We start from the raw sequence: 15,550 nt of genomic DNA on the forward strand, positions 1-15,550 counted from the left end.
ATTGACAAGTTTCGGGGCAGCTTTTTCCGTATTTATGCCGCTTTTACAACAAATATATGTAGTCATATTGAGCCTGTACATTAAAGTAAAAAGAACAAAAGCTTGCGCATCCTGCCCGAAGGGCTTTTATCTTATAGGACGTACTTTCCTAAATTATATAAAAAAATCCGGGACAAAGCCCCGGATTTTATCCTAAAACTATTACACAAAATTATTCTTCACATCCACATGTATTCCCCGGTGAAGGAAACGAATTAAAACCCCTGTCTCTGTCTCTGCGTACATCATCGACATAAGGTTCATTCATCATTTGTCTGCCGTCATATCTTTGTTCAGGTCCCCGGCTGCGTCCGCCGGTTCCTTGATTGTTATCCGGGGTACTGCATCCGCATGTATTGTTATTTCGACAGCCTGAGTTGTCGCCCCAGCCTGAATTGTTGCCGCAGCCTAAATCATTTCCGCAGCCCGAATTGTTCCCCCAGCCTATATCGTTATTGCCGCAGCATAAAAGTAAAATTAACAAAATAAGACAATTCATATTCTTCAACTCCTTTATGGTATGCTTTATCTTATGTGATATCTCATAAAGGGTTACTTATTTCTTATCCACTTTTTTGCTGCGATTCCGCCTGCAACACATGTCCGCGCTTTTTCAACACCTCTTTTTTTATATAAGAGAAAGTCTTTTTTTCTCCCTCTTTCGCCAGCATATGCAAAAGCCTTTCCAGCAGTTCCTTCGTCTTCTCATGAAGGGGAGCCGGGTCTTTGCCCGAAAGGTAATATTCCAAAGGGGCATGGTCAGTATAATTGCCCTTTCGGTACACCTTGCATGCAGCTATGCGGTCCATGAGCATTTCCACGATATAGCGTTCCGGCATGGGCGCCGGAGCCATACCTCCGGGAATATTCTTTGTGCTGTAATCCAGCCAGTACTCGTAATGATGCTTGTTCCTTCCCTTATGGTGCAGCCATGCGGCGGAATAGCCAATGTCTTCTCTCTCCGCATTGTTCGGACTTCTGTCCCCCTGATAGTACTTCGCACCAACTAAGAATTCCGTGGGGCTGTATTTGGATAAATCATGTGTTAGTCCCTGCCAATAAAGCCCCACCTTAAAGCAGCCTTTCAACACGAGATATTTATGATAAGTTATCGTTTTAAAATGCTTCCAGATTTTCATATTGTTCACCTACAAAAGACTGTCTGTGCCGGATTAAAATGCAGTCCTCACATATTGCCTTTTTTCAGGCTTCTGTCCTTTCTTCTGTTTTGAAATATATATATGAACCGTGCGGGGCTTCACCTCGGCCCTGGGCTGTTCTTCCGCCTCGGCTAAAGACTCCGATAAAAACATATCCCCGCTTTCCCTTCCCGTATCTGCAAGCAATTGCCATTCCATGCCCTTGGGAAGCTTGGGAAGTGCGAAATCGTGAGGAAGCCAGTGCATATTATATGCGATATAAAAGAAATTGTCGTCCTCTTTCTTATCTAATTTACCGTAGCAGCCACAGTACATGATTCCGGCGTAACGGCTGTAGCCGCTAAGCTCAGGGCGCCACGCTTCCTCTCCATGATAAGAGACATCGGGATAACCGCAGCCGATATAATCAAGAAGCTTGGGTTCCTGTTCATTTCTAAGCACCGGATGCTCCTTCTTAAGGGAAATCAGGCTCTTCATACAGGAAAAAATGCTCTGTCCGGAACCGGTACTGTTCCATTTCACAAAGCCGGTCTCGTTGTCCTGACAATAAGGGTTATTATTTCCATACCGGGTATTTCCGAATTCATCGCCGCTGTATATGAGGGGCGTTCCCTGAGAGGTAAAGAGCATGACGAGTACGTTTTTCATCTGCCTTTCCCGCAGCTTAAGTATGTCCTTTTTCCTCGTCGTACCTTCCGTTCCGCAGTTCCATGTAAAGTTGTTGTCATTGCCGTCTCTGCCTCCTTCGCCATTTTCCTCGTTATGCTTCTTCTCGTAGGAGACCATATCCGATAGTGTAAAGCCGTAATAATTAGTCACATAATTTATCACGCCATGGCGGGCAGGATTTTTACGCTGTAATTCCAGAAAACATCCCAGCATATTGTCGTCGCCCTTTAGAAAACGGCGGGCCGTATACATATAATCATCATTATAGGAGGCCAGATTGCGGAATTCCGGTACTTCTTCCTCTCCATATATTTCTTCATAAGGAAAATTATCATAGAATAATTTAGTTTCCGTAAAGAGCGGATCCGAGGCGACAGCGCGTACCGGAAGCCTTTCTCCCTTTAAATGAATACCGTCAATGTGATATTCCAACACCCAGTATCTTAATGCCTCTAAGATCACTCCCTGATTTACTGAATCCGGAAAATAAAATTGCATAATTACCTCAATACCGTTCCTATGCAACTCCTTTACCATATCCTTAAACTCAGAAACCGCATCCCCATTGGAACTGAAGGCAGCCTTAGGTGCAAAATAAAATCCCTCTATATATCCCCAGCAATTGTACTTTTCCTTCTTCTCACTCTCCTGAGGCGGAGCGAATTTATTCTTTACCATCTCCTCCATGGATGCCTCGGCAGTAGGAAGTCTATGTCTTTCCGTCTCATCGAACTCATAGGCGGGCATCAACTCCACCGCTGTAATGCCAATCTCTTTTAAATGGGGGATTTTCTCTATGATTCCCCGATAAGTTCCCTTATGAGCTACTCCCGATGATCTATGCCTTGTAAAGGCCCTCACATTGAGACAGTACAAAATACTACTTTCATATGGATATTTTAAGGACTTATCGCCCTCCCAGTCGTAAGCTTCGCAAAGAAAACCGCCTCTTATATGATCGCCGTACTTTCCCCATTTTTCATGCCCGTAAATTATCTTTGCATAGGGATCCGTAAAAACATACTCTCCGTCATAGAAATTATATTCGTATCTTTCGATATCGAGATTCTCGATTCCCATGCTGAAAATAGAGCCGGACTTACCCCGCACATCGAAAGGATGCCTGCACGATTCCTTCGTCTTCCTATCATATAATATGATGCCGCAATCCTTCCCTTTCTTCATAGCCACCGAAAAATAAGTATGGTCATGCTCTGTTGTCACACCTAACGGATATGGTCTGCCGATTGTCGTGTTGTCGATTGTATACATGTTCTCCTCCATCCGTTAATATCCGCAGTCATTTTTCGTATGCTTTTACTGCATCGCCCTTAAAGTATACCATAAAAAATTTTTTATGTGTAAAAATACAGAAAAATTATTGATTAATGTTCTACTCGCTAGTACAATAGGAACATGATCAGTAAAATAACTACCGGTAGGGGAAAGGAGTTTCTATGGACAAAGAATTGAATAACCGGACAGAGACTGAAGAATTAAACGATGAGGAAATGACCGTTGAACTCGACTTGGAGGACGGCACCCATGTTGTCTGCGCAGTTGTGACAATTCTGGAATCGCAGGGAAAAGATTATATCGTACTTTTGCCGCTGGATGAAAACGGACAAAATACAGACGGAGAAGTGTGGTTCTACCGCTATTTCGAAGATAAGAACGACGTTAATGCCGAGCCGGAGCTTTTATATATCGAAGACGATGACGAATATGAAATGGTTGCCGACGCTTTTGACGAATATCTTGACAATGTGGAATTCGATGAATTTGTAGAATAACCGTTATATTTTTATTGAAATAATCATAATGGTAATATGAGACTCTCTGGCCAAAGGCGCTGTAATCAGGCTCTTGCTTGGAGAGTCTCTTTTAATTTCCCGATAAAAGGGGATGGTTCCCCATAATACAATATTTCTAAATATTCCTTCGCTCTGGTCATAGCTACATAGAAAAGCCTCCGTTCCTCCTCAACAGCCTCTGGTGAAAGTGCTTTTCGATTCGGTATCGCTCCCTTTCTTATGTCCGGAAGATAGACCCTCGTATATTCCAGTCCTTTGGACATATGCATGGTAAGTAGCTTGATTCCTTCCTGCACTTTATTTTCTGTACTTTCTTTTTTATGAAGCAGGCATGTATATTCCTGTACATAGTCCTTCCACTCCGTGAAGCTGCGCAGGTTTGCTGCCGATTTTTGCAGTTCTGCCAAAAGCTCTATTATTTCTTCCTTTTTTTCTTTATCTTTCTCACTGCACAAATATTCCTCATATCCCATATTCTTCCGAATATAATCCACAGCAAGATAGGGGCGCAGGGCCGAAAGCATACTTAAATCCGACCAAAGCTTCCGCACCGTTTCCTGCATATGCGGCTTCTTATTATAATAATCCAGTAATAATCTCTCGGTAACCACAGGCTCCCCTGCCGCCTGTCTTTGGATATATCTGGACGGCTTATTCATAATGCGATAAAAATCTCCCCGCAGACCACCTGCACTCCCGCCTTTTCCCTTTTTGAAAATAGCTTCCGCAAAGGAAAGGTAGGAAAAGAGATCCTGTGCTATAGGTGTTTCAAAAATATTTTCAATATTATTCTTTGCATAAAAAGGGATATTGCAGGCAGCAAGTTCTCTGGACAGCGCACCTGCCTCCGCATTGGTGCGGTAAATGACGGCACTTTGGGACAGCTCTTCTTTAGTCATTTCCTTCAGCCTCTCCATAAGATATTTATGCTCCTCTTCCTTATCCGCAAAGGAAGAGATTTTTACTGCCTCCTTCTTCTTTCCTTCTCTCCTTTTATTTGCTGTAAGTTCCTTGGCAAAGCGGTTCTTATTATCCTCAATGACTATTTGCGCCGCTTCCACAATCTCCTCGGTACACCTATAATTAATGCCCAGAGTAAGCTGCCTGGCCTCTCCATAATCGCTCATAAACTGCCTCATAATATCCGGTCCTGCACCTCGAAAACCATATATAGACTGATCGTCATCTCCCACGATAAACAGGTTGTTCTGCGGAAGTGACAGACGGCGTATGATCTGATACTGCAAAGGGGAGATGTCTTGAAATTCATCGATCATGATGTGAAAAAATGCATTTTGCCAGAAGGTAAGAACGTCGGAATTGTGTGTAAGAAGCTTATCGCACAGAAGAATCATGTCGTCGAAATCTATCTTGCGCTCATCCTCCATGATACGGCAATATTCTTCGTATATATATGGAAATTGCTGTTGCAGCTCTTCGCCGTGATTCCTTATTATTTCTGATGCTCCGGAAATCGTAGAAAGGTTTTTAACGGCGCTTATAGCCTTCAGCAGATTTTGGTAAAGCTCTGCATTGTTTTCTTCCCCGCTTTTTATCATACGAAGAATATGTGTTAAATATTTATGTTTATCTGCCGCCGATGCCAGCTTTAAGTCCGAATTTCCCGACTGCCTCAATATATGATAATATACGGAATGAAAGGTTCCGAAGTGAACCTCCGGATAAGCATGCCCGGTAAGTACTAAGAAGCGTTCCTTCATCTCCTGTGCCGCAGCCTTTGTAAAAGTAATAACGAGAATTTTGTGGGGAGAAATCCCGTGATGCCGAATCAGATGACGAATCCGGCGAATAGTAAGATAGGTTTTGCCGCTTCCCGGTCCCGCGAGAACCTGCATGGGACCGGAAGCGTGCTCTATGGCTTGGGCCTGTGCCCTATTGCTTCTTTGATCAGACATTCTTCAATAACTGGATGCCCTTCTTAATGCGGCTTATGGATTCCTCTTTCCCTAGAATTTCCATGATTTCCGTCGCTCCGGCAGGTGTCATCTGTTTGCCGGATACGGCGGTTCTGATCGGCCACATCGCATAGCCGTTTTTACAGCCTTTTTTCTCCACGTAGGAAACAATCATCTGATAAAGGGAATCGTTATCGAATACATCCTGTGCTTCAATGATAGGAAGCATTTCTTCTAATACCTCCAGAGAGGATTCTTCCGTGGTCTTCATTTTCTTATGAACATACATCGCCGTCTCATATGCCGGAAGCTCTTCAAAGAAATCTACCATTTCCTTTATGTCAGGGAATATTTCGATTCTTGTCTTGACCATCTGTGCGATTGCCTTCAAGTCCAGATCTTTCGTTAGCGCTTCCTTTAAATAAGGCTCTGCCATTTCATAGAACTTATCGAACTCCATTGCCTTCATATATTCGCCGTTCATCCATTTTAATTTGGTATAATCAAAAACAGCGGGCGATTTGGATAAATGTTTGTAATTGAATACTTTTACCAGCTCTTCAAGGGAGAAAAGCTCTTCGTTGCCCTCCGGGCTCCAGCCGAGAAGTGCCACAAAGTTAACGATAGCCTCCGACAAAAAACCCTGCCCGATCAAATCCTCATAAGAAGAATGCCCGCAGCGTTTGGAAAGCTTGTGATGCTCTTCGTCCGTAATCAACGGACAATGGACATATACCGGAACCTCCCAGCCAAAGGCGTCATAAAGGCGGTTATATTTCGGAGAAGAAGAAAGATATTCATTTCCTCTCACCACATGCGTAATTCCCATTAAATGGTCATCTACCACATTTGCAAAGTTATAGGTAGGATAGCCGTCGGATTTGATCAAAACCATGTCGTCCAGTTCTACATTGTCAACCGAAATATCTCCATAGATTTCATCATGAAAGGTGGTCGTCCCTTCGGTAGGGTTGTTCTGTCTGATCACATAGGGAATACCCGAAGCTAACTTCGCTTCCACTTCCTCCTTAGATAGATGCAGGCAGTGCTTATCGTAAATGTTGATTTCTTTTCCGGCAACAGTCTGGGTAAGGGTCGCCAGCCTTTCTTTATCGCAGAAGCAATAATAAGCCTCTCCTTTTTCAATCAGCTTTTTCGCATATTCCAAATAGATTCCCTTCGATTGCCTCTTGCTCTGAACATAAGGTCCCACTCCGCCGTCCTTATCCGGGCCTTCATCGTGTAAAAGCCCCGTTTTTTCCAAAGTACGGTAGATGATTTCCACTGCGCCCTCTACGAAGCGCTCCTGATCCGTATCTTCGATCCTCAAAATGAAATCTCCGCCCTCATGCTTTGCTATGAGATAAGCGTATAGCGCCGTTCTTAAATTGCCTACGTGCATGCGTCCCGTAGGGCTGGGCGCATACCGTGTTCTTATTTTGGACATTTATTTATTCCTCTGCTTTCTTGTAACTGTTCAGTGAGTGTTTTGTACTCATTGACTTCCTTGTTTTCATCCTTTATTTTTACATATCGGGTATCTTCTTCGCCGCCGCAGCCTTGAAGCCCGCTACTTCTCTCGCCGCCTGAGGAATTGCGATATTGGTTCCCGCTCCGGCAATACAGCCTCCCGGACATGCCATGCCCTCAATCAGACAGCCGTCCTTCTTGCCCGCTTTAGCCAGCATAAGCATCTTTTTACACTCCGCAAGGCTTTCCGCATGTTCAATGCGCACCTCCACATCGGGATAATATTCCCGGATGCATTCCTCGATAGCGCTGGCCACTCCGCCTGCGACACCGTAACCTCGTCCTGCTCCCGTAGCGTCTTCCAGCTTATCCGATACCTCTACATTAGTTAACACAATTTCCTTTGCTTCAAACATTCCGGAAAGCTCTTCAAAGGTAATGACGAAATCTACGTCCGAACGGACGGTTCTTCTGGAAGCCTCCAGCTTTTTCGAGGCGCAAGGTCCGATGAATACTACACTTGCATCCGGATGGTCCTCCTTTATCTTGCGGGCTGTAGCCACCATAGGTGTCAGCTCGTTGGATATTTTATCGATAGTCTCCGGGAAAAATTTCTTAGCCAGCACCGACCATGAGGGACAGCAGGAGGTCAGCAGGAACGGCAGTTCTCCCGTAGTCACCGCATGAACATAATGCTCGGCTTCCGCCATGGCTCCCATATCGGCTCCTATGGCCGTCTCATATACGTCATAAAAACCAAGCTCTTTCAAAGCTGTCTTGATTCTGTCAGGTGTCACTTTCGCTCCAAACTGTCCGACAAAGGCCGGAGCCACCTGAGCTATGATTTTCCGTCCAGACTGCAAAGCCCTAATCAGTTGGAATACCTGCGATTTATCAGCAATCGCACCGAAGGGACAATTTACCATACATTGCCCGCAGGATACGCACAAATCATTGTCGATTATCGCTCTTCCCCTCGTGTCGTTTTTTATCGCATTCACTCCGCAGGCAGACAGACACGGCCTTATCTGATGTGAAATAGCATCATAAGGACAAACCGTCTTGCACTTGCCGCATTTAATGCATTTTTCCTGATCGATGATAGACTTTCCGTCCTTCATGGATACAGCACCTTTGGGACATACCTCTCTGCAGGGATGGGCAAGACAGCCCATACATTTATCCGTCACCTCATAACGATTCTCCGGACATGCATTGCAGGCGGAAGGAATGACTTGCATCAGCGGCGGTTCATAATATTTCTCATCGATATCACTCTCCGCCAACCCTTGGGTGACGTGTACCGGAACGTTCTCAGATCTTAGGGAAAGTCCCATGGCGAGCCTGATTCTCTCTCCCACGACAGCCCGTTCCCTATATACGCTTCCATAGGGAGACTCATCATAATCTACAATTTTATATGGCAGCGCCTCCACATCATTGATCAAATCCTTCGAATGATATGCCAGATTTGCAACCTCTTTAAATATGCGTCTACGAATTTTTCGCACTTGTGTATCGATACCTCTCATAGCGCCCTCCTCGTCTTTATCTCTCCTAAGCTTGCCGATATTGTTAACATTTTGTCATTATCAGCAAATATTATTTTTACATAAACCTAAGAGGAAATCAAGGCATTTCCTACAACTTTTTCCGTATTTGAGGGAATGTATCTCTAAAAAAACAAGCTTCCTGTCCGGAATACGATCACGGAAACAAGCTATGCGAAGGTCAATTGAACAATTACCGTCTTAAATGTAAATTTCCAGGAACCGCTTTCTTTTTTATGGTCGTCACCGTAGCGATGCAGGGTCCGTATAAAAGGCAGAAGATCATCAGCGAATAGGCATTGGTTACGCCAAACAATACTGCGAAGCTGGATACCACCACCTCTTTTGCTGAAATACCGGCAATTAACGCTACAACGATTTGCCACATTCCAAGTCCTGCACCCGCTCTGTATACCTTTTGCATAATATTGATAACCTTAGCTACCAAAATAGTCAAGGCCATGAACAATATGAATATATTGGGGACAAAAGTAAGTATTCTGCCCACCTCTTTATCCACATTTGAGATTGATTCTCACTAATTCCCCTTCCTCCAGAATTATATTCTTCCCCTCCATTAGTGTCAACATATATCAGACTCCAATAATTCCCCGATGAACGCAAAGAATAGTTATAAAGCGCTCTGGAAGAATCAACAAGACTAAAAATAGGCGACAAAATCGCTATCGTCAGTCTCTCATGGGGCGGACTGGGTGATCCCCAATTCATCCACAAATACTACATCGCGAAACAACGCTTGGAACATGACTTTGGCTTACAAGTCATTTCCATGCCTCACTCTCTAAAAGGAAGCAACTTCATAGCAAACCATCCAGAACTACGCGCTAAAGATTTAATGGATGCCTTTGAAGACAAATCTTCATGGGCTATTCCGACACAACAATTAACCATTTCATGATGTACAAAGCCGGCCTCATTTCCTTCTATGGCCCTTCAATTCTATGCGAATTCGGAGAATATGTAAAAATGTTCGACTATACTAAATCCGCTATAATCGACATCTTATTCGGCGATCAGATACGATACCCTCTTCTTCCAAGCTCCGAATGGACTGATGATCACATCTCGTGGAGTGAAAACAATGTAAATACGGTGCACGTATTAAAAAAGATTTGCGTGGCTACGAAATCATCAGCGGAAAAGGAATCGTTCAAGGACACCTGCCCGGAGACTGTATCGACGTTTTTATCATGGCTAATGGGACAAAAATCTGGCCATCTATTAACGAATGGACAAACGCCATCCTGTTTATTTAAACAAGTGAACATAAACCCTCTCCTGATTTCATTAAATGGACCCTTCGAAACATGGCGGCCCAAGGCATCCTAAACGTTCTGAAAGGAATCATTATCGGAAAGCCTCAGGGTGAAGTATATTATGAAGAATACAAAACTGTAATTACGCAAGTAATCATTTCAGAGGAGCGCCTGTATGATTTACCCATATTTTACAACGTAAACTTTGATCACGCCAAACCCGTAACTATAATCCCTTATGGCATTACCGTCGAGTTAAACTGCGAAACAAAAACTATTACTTTTTTAGAGAGCGCTACAAGCCCTGCCTATTAGCAAGGCGGTTTAACATCGGATACCGACCGTCTTTTCTACCTTTTTCTATTCCTTTTTTACGCATCCTGTGCGCTGCCAATTCCTTTCCCATACATAGATGAATGATATGCTCAAATTATTCGATTTTTATTGTCTGTATTGTTATTACAGTAAATTATGATTGCTTGATTTACAAATTCCGATAAATTTATTATGCTTTCTCCTTTTAAAGCCTTATCAATAAGTTCAATTAATTCCATTTTTGCAACACTATTTACAGTCATTATCTCGTCCTTATTCATCCCAAAAATCCTCAATCTCTCTAAGAATTTCTTCCGCAGGTGTTAAAGTTGCTTCAATAATGGTTCTTCCTGTTTTCTTCAAATAATGCTTTATCATGTGGTAGCCGCAGGCATACCCGGCACAATATGGCAGACCTACAGGAAAATAGCCTTGCATATTCGCCATTTCATCACCATAAAGATACGCTGTCAAATTTTCCAGTCCTGTTACTTCAAGTCCCTCTTTGATGATAGGCTTTATATATCCATTGAGCGTATCTGCATCTGTTTTTGCAACCCATGGGCCAACCATTTCCTCACCATAGATTGACACAGCAAAGTTTTCCGCCAATCCTTCGTTGACCATCATTCCTGCCAGTGATATATCATTTCTCCATTTTTCAAATTGGAAACGGACGTTATGATTAGACTCATGTGCAAGCGCAACAGGCATACGGTTCAGGGTGTAGGTATTCGGAATTAAGGAACCAAAAATGTAACCGGGTATTCCACCGTCTCCGCAATATCCTTCGTTCAAGATTGTATATGGACTTTCCGGGTCAGAAAGCAATATCGTAAAAAGATAGCTTTTGACTGGAAGTTCAATACCCGCATTCACAAAAGCGTTTATAGAAACTTCAATAGATTCTTGACACTTGTCCCAAAACTGATTTTCAGAAAGCAATTCAATGCTTTCGCTTTGAGCATCATTCACTTTGGTTGGTGTTAAGAAGCCTAACATACTACTTGCCATAATCACATCATATCCATCTTTTTGCGGGGCTTTCAAAGGAATATTGTAGCAAGACCACTTGAATTCAAAGGGCTTCATTAACTCGTACCGATAAATATCATCTTTTTTATCTGACGGTGAGGTTAATATCTTCTTGTAAATTTCATCCGAACGGACGCTTCTAATTTCCATATCATAAACTCCATTTCTGCTATATCTATATTTTTCTATACGCTATGACGCAACGACAGGGTCAAGTGGTCTTGCAAAAAATATTGCTTGTATACATTCCAAAGTAAGTCAGACTTATGATAATGGCTTTTTCGCTCGCACTTCAATCATGCCTAAACAAAAATATCCCATGTACCAAACGCCTATACATGGGATATCTATATTCAAATATCTTTTTCTTAACAATAATGGGACCTCTAGAATATTTCTATTCCCCATCCGTCTCAAAGCTTTCTCCGTCCGCCTCGGTACTTTCACTATCCAGCGTTTCCGTCTCAACGGTCTTCAAATCATCCAGACTTTTCGTAAAAGAATCTCTCGCAGTGCTATCCATGGTATAAACCATGTTCTCCCCCTTCACGCAAACGTAATATTTAGACACAGCGGAATTATAATCCCCTATTTCCAATGTAATATTTCCGTTCTCTGTAGTATAGGTTACCGTAATCTCAGGATTGTCCAGACCGTACTGAGACATATCCTCCACATTTTCAATCACATCCTCGCTGGTAACGGAAACCGCCTCTTCAATAATATTTTCCAGCGCACCTGCATCTATGCTCACTGTTTTATCGCTGTTCTCATACCAAACATCGCCCTCCTTCGTAAAGGAAAGCTCCCCGTTATCGTTTGTCAGGGAAAGTTCCTTTACGGAAGACGCATCGTCCTGCGTTATAGTATATGATGCCGTCTCTTCTTCCTCCGTATGATTGTTATTATAATATTTCACTCCGGCATATGCGGCAGCTGTTGCAATAAGAAGAATCAGAATGACTGTCAATTGTATTTTCTGTTTTTTCATGATATATCCTATGCCTTTCTTCGCTTTAACCAAACGACGAATCCTCCTGCCAGAACTGCTAACGGCATAATTACTGTAACCAAAAGGCCTAGTAAAATAATATAAGACTGCGGGATAGTCAAATAACTTTCTTCATAGCTTTTAACCGGAATGGCGATTCCTTCCGTTTCCTCCGTCATTTCACCAAGTGATCCGGCAAACAACTTCATATTCGCACCGGATACCATTGAATCTGCCGCATCCGTAAACAAATTTTCGCTGGAATAAATGACTGCTGTGGACTGCGTCTCACCGTTTGTCTTTACTGCTTTTACTCCCAAGGTAAAGGGACCATCCACGTCGCCCTCCTGTTTCGAATAATCCGTCGTTCCGTTCACGTCCGCTCTTGCATAAGCTTCGTCACTAGTGGAAAGAAGAGGTGTAAGAGATAAATCATCCCCCGTATCTTCCGGCAAAAGGAATCCCTGTGCATAAGGTGCAAATATATACGAATCGCTGGCAGAACTGGTAACCGTGTCCGATTCCACCGTAGGCAATATGTAGAAAGGACTTTGATAATAAGCGCCCTCGGCTCCCTCTAATACCAGGCCATCCGCTACACCTACGCTGTAATAGTCCAGAATCTTGTAGAAATTCGTCATGTCCGCATCCGTCCATGTACTGATGATCAGCGCATTTCCGCCCTTTTGCAAATAATTCAACACCTTGTTCGTATCGTCCTCGGAAAAATCAGACGTAGGCGCATTGATAATGATTCCTTCTGCATCTTCCGGAATGCTGTCATACTGCAACAGATTAATGGATTCGTAATCGATATTCGCCTTTGCTATCGTATCATTAAAATCTGTCTCAAAAGCCAGCTCACCATGTCCCTCCAATACGTACATTTTCGGCATATTATCGCTGGTCACATAGGAAATAGCGCTTGTAATCTGACCCTCTCCGTCATAGCCTGTTATCGTCGTTTCATAGGTCGTATAATCCATGCTTGTTTCGAAAACAGAACTGTAATCCACTACCTTATTTCTTTTATCGCTGACTACGATCAAACTATTTCTCGATACGGAAGCATCTGTATACTGTGTATAGAACTTCGGATTAACAAGCGGGTCCACATAAGAAATATTTATATGGCCGGAAAGCTGCTCGTACTGCTCCAGCGTCTTTTTCAAAGTCGTATCCTGTGAGCTTTCATTGGACAAAACATAAATCGTTACGTCCTCCTCTACTTTTCCAAGCAAGTCCTTCGTTTCATCCGACAGTGAAAACAGCTTATTCGCCGTTACGTCAAAAGCCGTATATTTAGTCGGGATCTCCGAAACAAATAGATTCAAGACCACTGCAGCAGCAATGGATATTACCACCATGGCGGAACTGTACGCCCCTATTTTCAAGCTCTTTACCGATACACTGTAGCGTCTCTTCTGGATAGACTGAGTGGTCAAAAAAAGTGCCAGTAAAATAATCGTGACATAATATACCGCGCTCTTTAAATTGAAAGTTCCCTCCACCATATTGTCAAAACGCGATATCAGGTCGAAGGCTCTGAGTATCTTCGTAAGAAGATTTCCTGTTGTTGAAATCATATTACATATTCCTGCCATTACATAGCCCAGAAATAATACAGCAAAGGAAATAACTGCGGCGATTACCTGACTTTCCGTCAAAGAGGAAATAAAAATACCGATCGCGATACAGGTAAGTCCGTACAGATAAAATGCAAAAATGGATACATAGGCTTCCAAAAAGGACACCGTTCCGAATACGCTCAGAACGATCGGGTATATACATATGATAAGGACAGGAATAGTAAATACCGCCCCAAGAGCAAAAAACTTACCCGCTACAATTTTGCCTACCGATATGGGTGCTGTCAAAATAAGCTGATCCGTCTTCTGTCTCCTCTCCTCAGCAAGTATTCTCATCGTCAGAATCGGTACACTGATAATGAAAATAAATATAATGCCGGAAAGTGCGTATGAAATCTTCGGATAGCCGCTAAGCAGGTTATATACCGTTACATAAATACCGGTAATACATAAAATAATGCCGATGAACAAGCATCCGATAAAGGATTGAAAATAAGATTTAAACTCCCTTTTAAATATTGCCGTCATCTTCGTTCTCCCCCTCTTCTTCCGCTTCAGCAGTTACTTTAATCTCTTCATGTTGTTCCTTATTATCGTTTTCATCGATTTCGGTATCGTTTTCTTCCTCATCACTTGCTCTTCCCGCATCCTTGCTTTCCTCTGACGAAGTAAGCTGCAGAAAAATATCCTCCAAGGTCTCAGCCTGTCTGCTCATAGCGATTACCGGAAGCTCGTTCTCTGCCAAGGCAGTTCCCGCCTCGCGGCTGATGTCCACATCCGAGGGAGTCGTGATAGAAATCTCCACGGCATCTTCGTTTTCTATGTATGCAATCTCTTTTATACCGGTGATATTTCCAAGCACTAATTGAATTTCTTCTTTATTGCCAAGTACTGTTATATTCAAATCTGCCGTTCCGGTTTTTAACTTTTGTAAGCCCTCCGGCGAATCGCTTGCCACCAGCTTACCCTTAGAAATAATCATGATATGGTCACAAACCGCACTCACCTCGGATAAAATATGGGAGCTTAGGATTACAGTATGATTTTCTCCAAGCCTGCGGATCAAATCTCTGATCTCAATGATCTGCTTCGGGTCCAGACCTACCGTCGGCTCATCCAGTATGATTACCTCAGGATATCCCAGAATTGCCTGCGCTAGGCCGACACGCTGTTTATACCCCTTAGAAAGGTTCTTAATGAGCCTCTTGGAGACATCTGATATCATTGTCATATCCATGACTTCTTCTATTTGTTTCTTTCTCTCTTCTTTAGAAATCTTTTTAAGTTCCGCTACGAATTTCAAATATTCATGTACGGTCATTTCAGGATAAAGCGGAGGAAATTCAGGCAGATAACCGATGCACCTTTTTGCCTCCTCCGGATTTGTGAGAATATCGTAACCGTTAATCTTAACGCTCCCCTCGGTAGCCGCCAGATAGCCGGTCATGATATTCATTGTCGTAGATTTCCCTGCGCCGTTAGGTCCTAAGAAACCGTAGATTTGTCCCTTTTCCACATGAAAGCTCAGGTGGTCTACAGCGGTATGCCCTCCATACTTTTTTACTAAGTTCTCAACCTCAATCAAAATAATATCCTCCTTGTCCGCCTGAATTCACAGACAGTTTTCTTCTACTAATGTAATATTAAATTGTGTTTATTTTCTTTAGATTATGTGAAAAAAATGTGAAGATATTAACACCCCAAAATATCCCTATCATATAATGT

15 protein-coding genes and 1 pseudogene are annotated in these 15,550 nt (G+C 42.9%); 4 read left to right on the plus strand and 12 right to left on the minus strand.

Features of this window, described 5'->3' with window-relative positions:
* Positions 1 to 211: 211 nt before the first annotated feature.
* The 3 genes from V6984_RS12040 to V6984_RS12050 form a co-directional block, all read right to left on the minus strand.
* Positions 212 to 538 (minus strand): hypothetical protein, encoded by a 327-nt coding sequence (locus V6984_RS12040; protein WP_342755881.1) that lies wholly within the window; start codon positions 536 to 538, stop codon positions 212 to 214.
* A 64-nt stretch (positions 539 to 602) separates the two neighbouring features.
* Positions 603 to 1,178 carry a DUF5662 family protein gene (locus V6984_RS12045; RefSeq protein WP_342755882.1) on the minus strand — a complete coding sequence of 192 codons (576 nt, stop codon included), beginning with the start codon at positions 1,176 to 1,178 and terminating at the stop codon, positions 603 to 605.
* A 33-nt stretch (positions 1,179 to 1,211) separates the two neighbouring features.
* The gene (locus V6984_RS12050; protein ID WP_342755883.1) at positions 1,212 to 3,140 is read right to left on the minus strand and encodes a hypothetical protein; all 1,929 of its coding nucleotides are present in this window, start codon (positions 3,138 to 3,140) and stop codon (positions 1,212 to 1,214) included.
* A gap of 185 nt (positions 3,141 to 3,325) precedes the next feature.
* Between V6984_RS12050 and V6984_RS12055 the strand changes: the two genes are divergently transcribed.
* On the plus strand, positions 3,326 to 3,661 hold the full coding sequence (locus tag V6984_RS12055) for a DUF1292 domain-containing protein (RefSeq protein WP_342755884.1): 336 nt from the start codon (positions 3,326 to 3,328) through the stop codon (positions 3,659 to 3,661).
* Positions 3,662 to 3,726: 65 nt separating this feature from the next.
* Here the strand turns inward: V6984_RS12055 and V6984_RS12060 are convergent, their stop codons facing one another.
* The 4 genes and pseudogenes from V6984_RS12060 to V6984_RS12075 form a co-directional block, all read right to left on the minus strand.
* A complete protein-coding gene (locus V6984_RS12060) occupies positions 3,727 to 5,598 on the minus strand; it encodes an ATP-dependent helicase (RefSeq protein WP_342755885.1) in 1,872 nt (623 codons plus the stop codon).
* Complete coding sequence (gene gltX, locus V6984_RS12065) at positions 5,591 to 7,045, minus strand: glutamate--tRNA ligase (RefSeq protein ID WP_342755886.1); 1,455 nt, start codon at positions 7,043 to 7,045, stop codon at positions 5,591 to 5,593. The genes V6984_RS12060 and gltX overlap by 8 nt, the downstream gene beginning before the upstream one ends.
* 79 nt (positions 7,046 to 7,124) lie before the next feature.
* Positions 7,125 to 8,600 (minus strand): 4Fe-4S dicluster domain-containing protein, encoded by a 1,476-nt coding sequence (locus V6984_RS12070; protein WP_342755887.1) that lies wholly within the window; start codon positions 8,598 to 8,600, stop codon positions 7,125 to 7,127.
* Between the two features lie 188 nt (positions 8,601 to 8,788).
* Positions 8,789 to 9,138, minus strand: a pseudogene (locus V6984_RS12075) (nucleoside recognition domain-containing protein).
* Positions 9,139 to 9,345: 207 nt separating this feature from the next.
* Between V6984_RS12075 and V6984_RS22325 the strand changes: the two are divergent.
* The 3 genes from V6984_RS22325 to V6984_RS22330 all read left to right on the plus strand — a co-directional run bounded on the left by V6984_RS22325 (position 9,346) and on the right by V6984_RS22330 (position 10,210).
* Complete coding sequence (locus tag V6984_RS22325) at positions 9,346 to 9,537, plus strand: hypothetical protein (protein WP_425324257.1); 192 nt, start codon at positions 9,346 to 9,348, stop codon at positions 9,535 to 9,537.
* A 214-nt stretch (positions 9,538 to 9,751) separates the two neighbouring features.
* Positions 9,752 to 9,895 (plus strand): hypothetical protein, encoded by a 144-nt coding sequence (locus tag V6984_RS12080; protein ID WP_342755888.1) that lies wholly within the window; start codon positions 9,752 to 9,754, stop codon positions 9,893 to 9,895.
* 51 nt (positions 9,896 to 9,946) lie between these two features.
* The gene (locus tag V6984_RS22330; protein ID WP_425324206.1) at positions 9,947 to 10,210 is read left to right on the plus strand and encodes a hypothetical protein; all 264 of its coding nucleotides are present in this window, start codon (positions 9,947 to 9,949) and stop codon (positions 10,208 to 10,210) included.
* A gap of 110 nt (positions 10,211 to 10,320) precedes the next feature.
* On the opposite strand, the gene V6984_RS12085 is transcribed toward V6984_RS22330, so the two are convergent.
* The 5 genes from V6984_RS12085 to V6984_RS12105 form a co-directional block, all read right to left on the minus strand.
* A complete protein-coding gene (locus V6984_RS12085; protein ID WP_342755889.1) occupies positions 10,321 to 10,491 on the minus strand; it encodes a hypothetical protein in 171 nt (56 codons plus the stop codon).
* Positions 10,484 to 11,395 carry a DUF2268 domain-containing protein gene (locus V6984_RS12090; protein WP_342755890.1) on the minus strand — a complete coding sequence of 304 codons (912 nt, stop codon included), beginning with the start codon at positions 11,393 to 11,395 and terminating at the stop codon, positions 10,484 to 10,486. Before V6984_RS12090 ends, V6984_RS12085 begins: the two co-directional genes overlap by 8 nt.
* Positions 11,396 to 11,642: 247 nt before the next feature.
* Positions 11,643 to 12,269, minus strand: a complete 627-nt coding sequence (locus tag V6984_RS12095) for a DUF4340 domain-containing protein (RefSeq protein WP_342755891.1) — start codon at positions 12,267 to 12,269, stop codon at positions 11,643 to 11,645.
* The gene (locus V6984_RS12100; protein ID WP_342755892.1) at positions 12,245 to 14,353 is read right to left on the minus strand and encodes a Gldg family protein; all 2,109 of its coding nucleotides are present in this window, start codon (positions 14,351 to 14,353) and stop codon (positions 12,245 to 12,247) included. The genes V6984_RS12095 and V6984_RS12100 overlap by 25 nt, the downstream gene beginning before the upstream one ends.
* The gene (locus V6984_RS12105; RefSeq protein ID WP_342755893.1) at positions 14,337 to 15,410 is read right to left on the minus strand and encodes an ABC transporter ATP-binding protein; all 1,074 of its coding nucleotides are present in this window, start codon (positions 15,408 to 15,410) and stop codon (positions 14,337 to 14,339) included. The genes V6984_RS12100 and V6984_RS12105 overlap by 17 nt, the downstream gene beginning before the upstream one ends.
* Positions 15,411 to 15,550: the final 140 nt, after the last annotated feature.

This window comes from Kineothrix sp. IPX-CK (assembly GCF_039134705.1).
Lineage (GTDB): Bacteria > Bacillota > Clostridia > Lachnospirales > Lachnospiraceae > Kineothrix > Kineothrix sedimenti.

Bases quoted from the DNA above. Each gene is read 5' to 3' on its own strand.
- V6984_RS12040 (WP_342755881.1), bottom strand. From the start codon at position 538: ATGAATTGTCTTATTTTGTTAATTTTACTTTTATGCTGCGGCAATAAC.
- V6984_RS12045 (WP_342755882.1), bottom strand. From the start codon at position 1,178: ATGAAAATCTGGAAGCATTTTAAAACGATAACTTATCATAAATATCTC.
- V6984_RS12050 (WP_342755883.1), bottom strand. From the start codon at position 3,140: ATGTATACAATCGACAACACGACAATCGGCAGACCATATCCGTTAGGT.
- V6984_RS12055 (WP_342755884.1), top strand. From the start codon at position 3,326: ATGGACAAAGAATTGAATAACCGGACAGAGACTGAAGAATTAAACGAT.
- V6984_RS12060 (WP_342755885.1), bottom strand. From the start codon at position 5,598: ATGTCTGATCAAAGAAGCAATAGGGCACAGGCCCAAGCCATAGAGCAC.
- gltX (WP_342755886.1), bottom strand. From the start codon at position 7,045: ATGTCCAAAATAAGAACACGGTATGCGCCCAGCCCTACGGGACGCATG.
- V6984_RS12070 (WP_342755887.1), bottom strand. From the start codon at position 8,600: ATGAGAGGTATCGATACACAAGTGCGAAAAATTCGTAGACGCATATTT.
- V6984_RS22330 (WP_425324206.1), top strand. From the start codon at position 9,947: ATGGCGGCCCAAGGCATCCTAAACGTTCTGAAAGGAATCATTATCGGA.
- V6984_RS12085 (WP_342755889.1), bottom strand. From the start codon at position 10,491: ATGAATAAGGACGAGATAATGACTGTAAATAGTGTTGCAAAAATGGAA.
- V6984_RS12090 (WP_342755890.1), bottom strand. From the start codon at position 11,395: ATGGAAATTAGAAGCGTCCGTTCGGATGAAATTTACAAGAAGATATTA.
- V6984_RS12100 (WP_342755892.1), bottom strand. From the start codon at position 14,353: ATGACGGCAATATTTAAAAGGGAGTTTAAATCTTATTTTCAATCCTTT.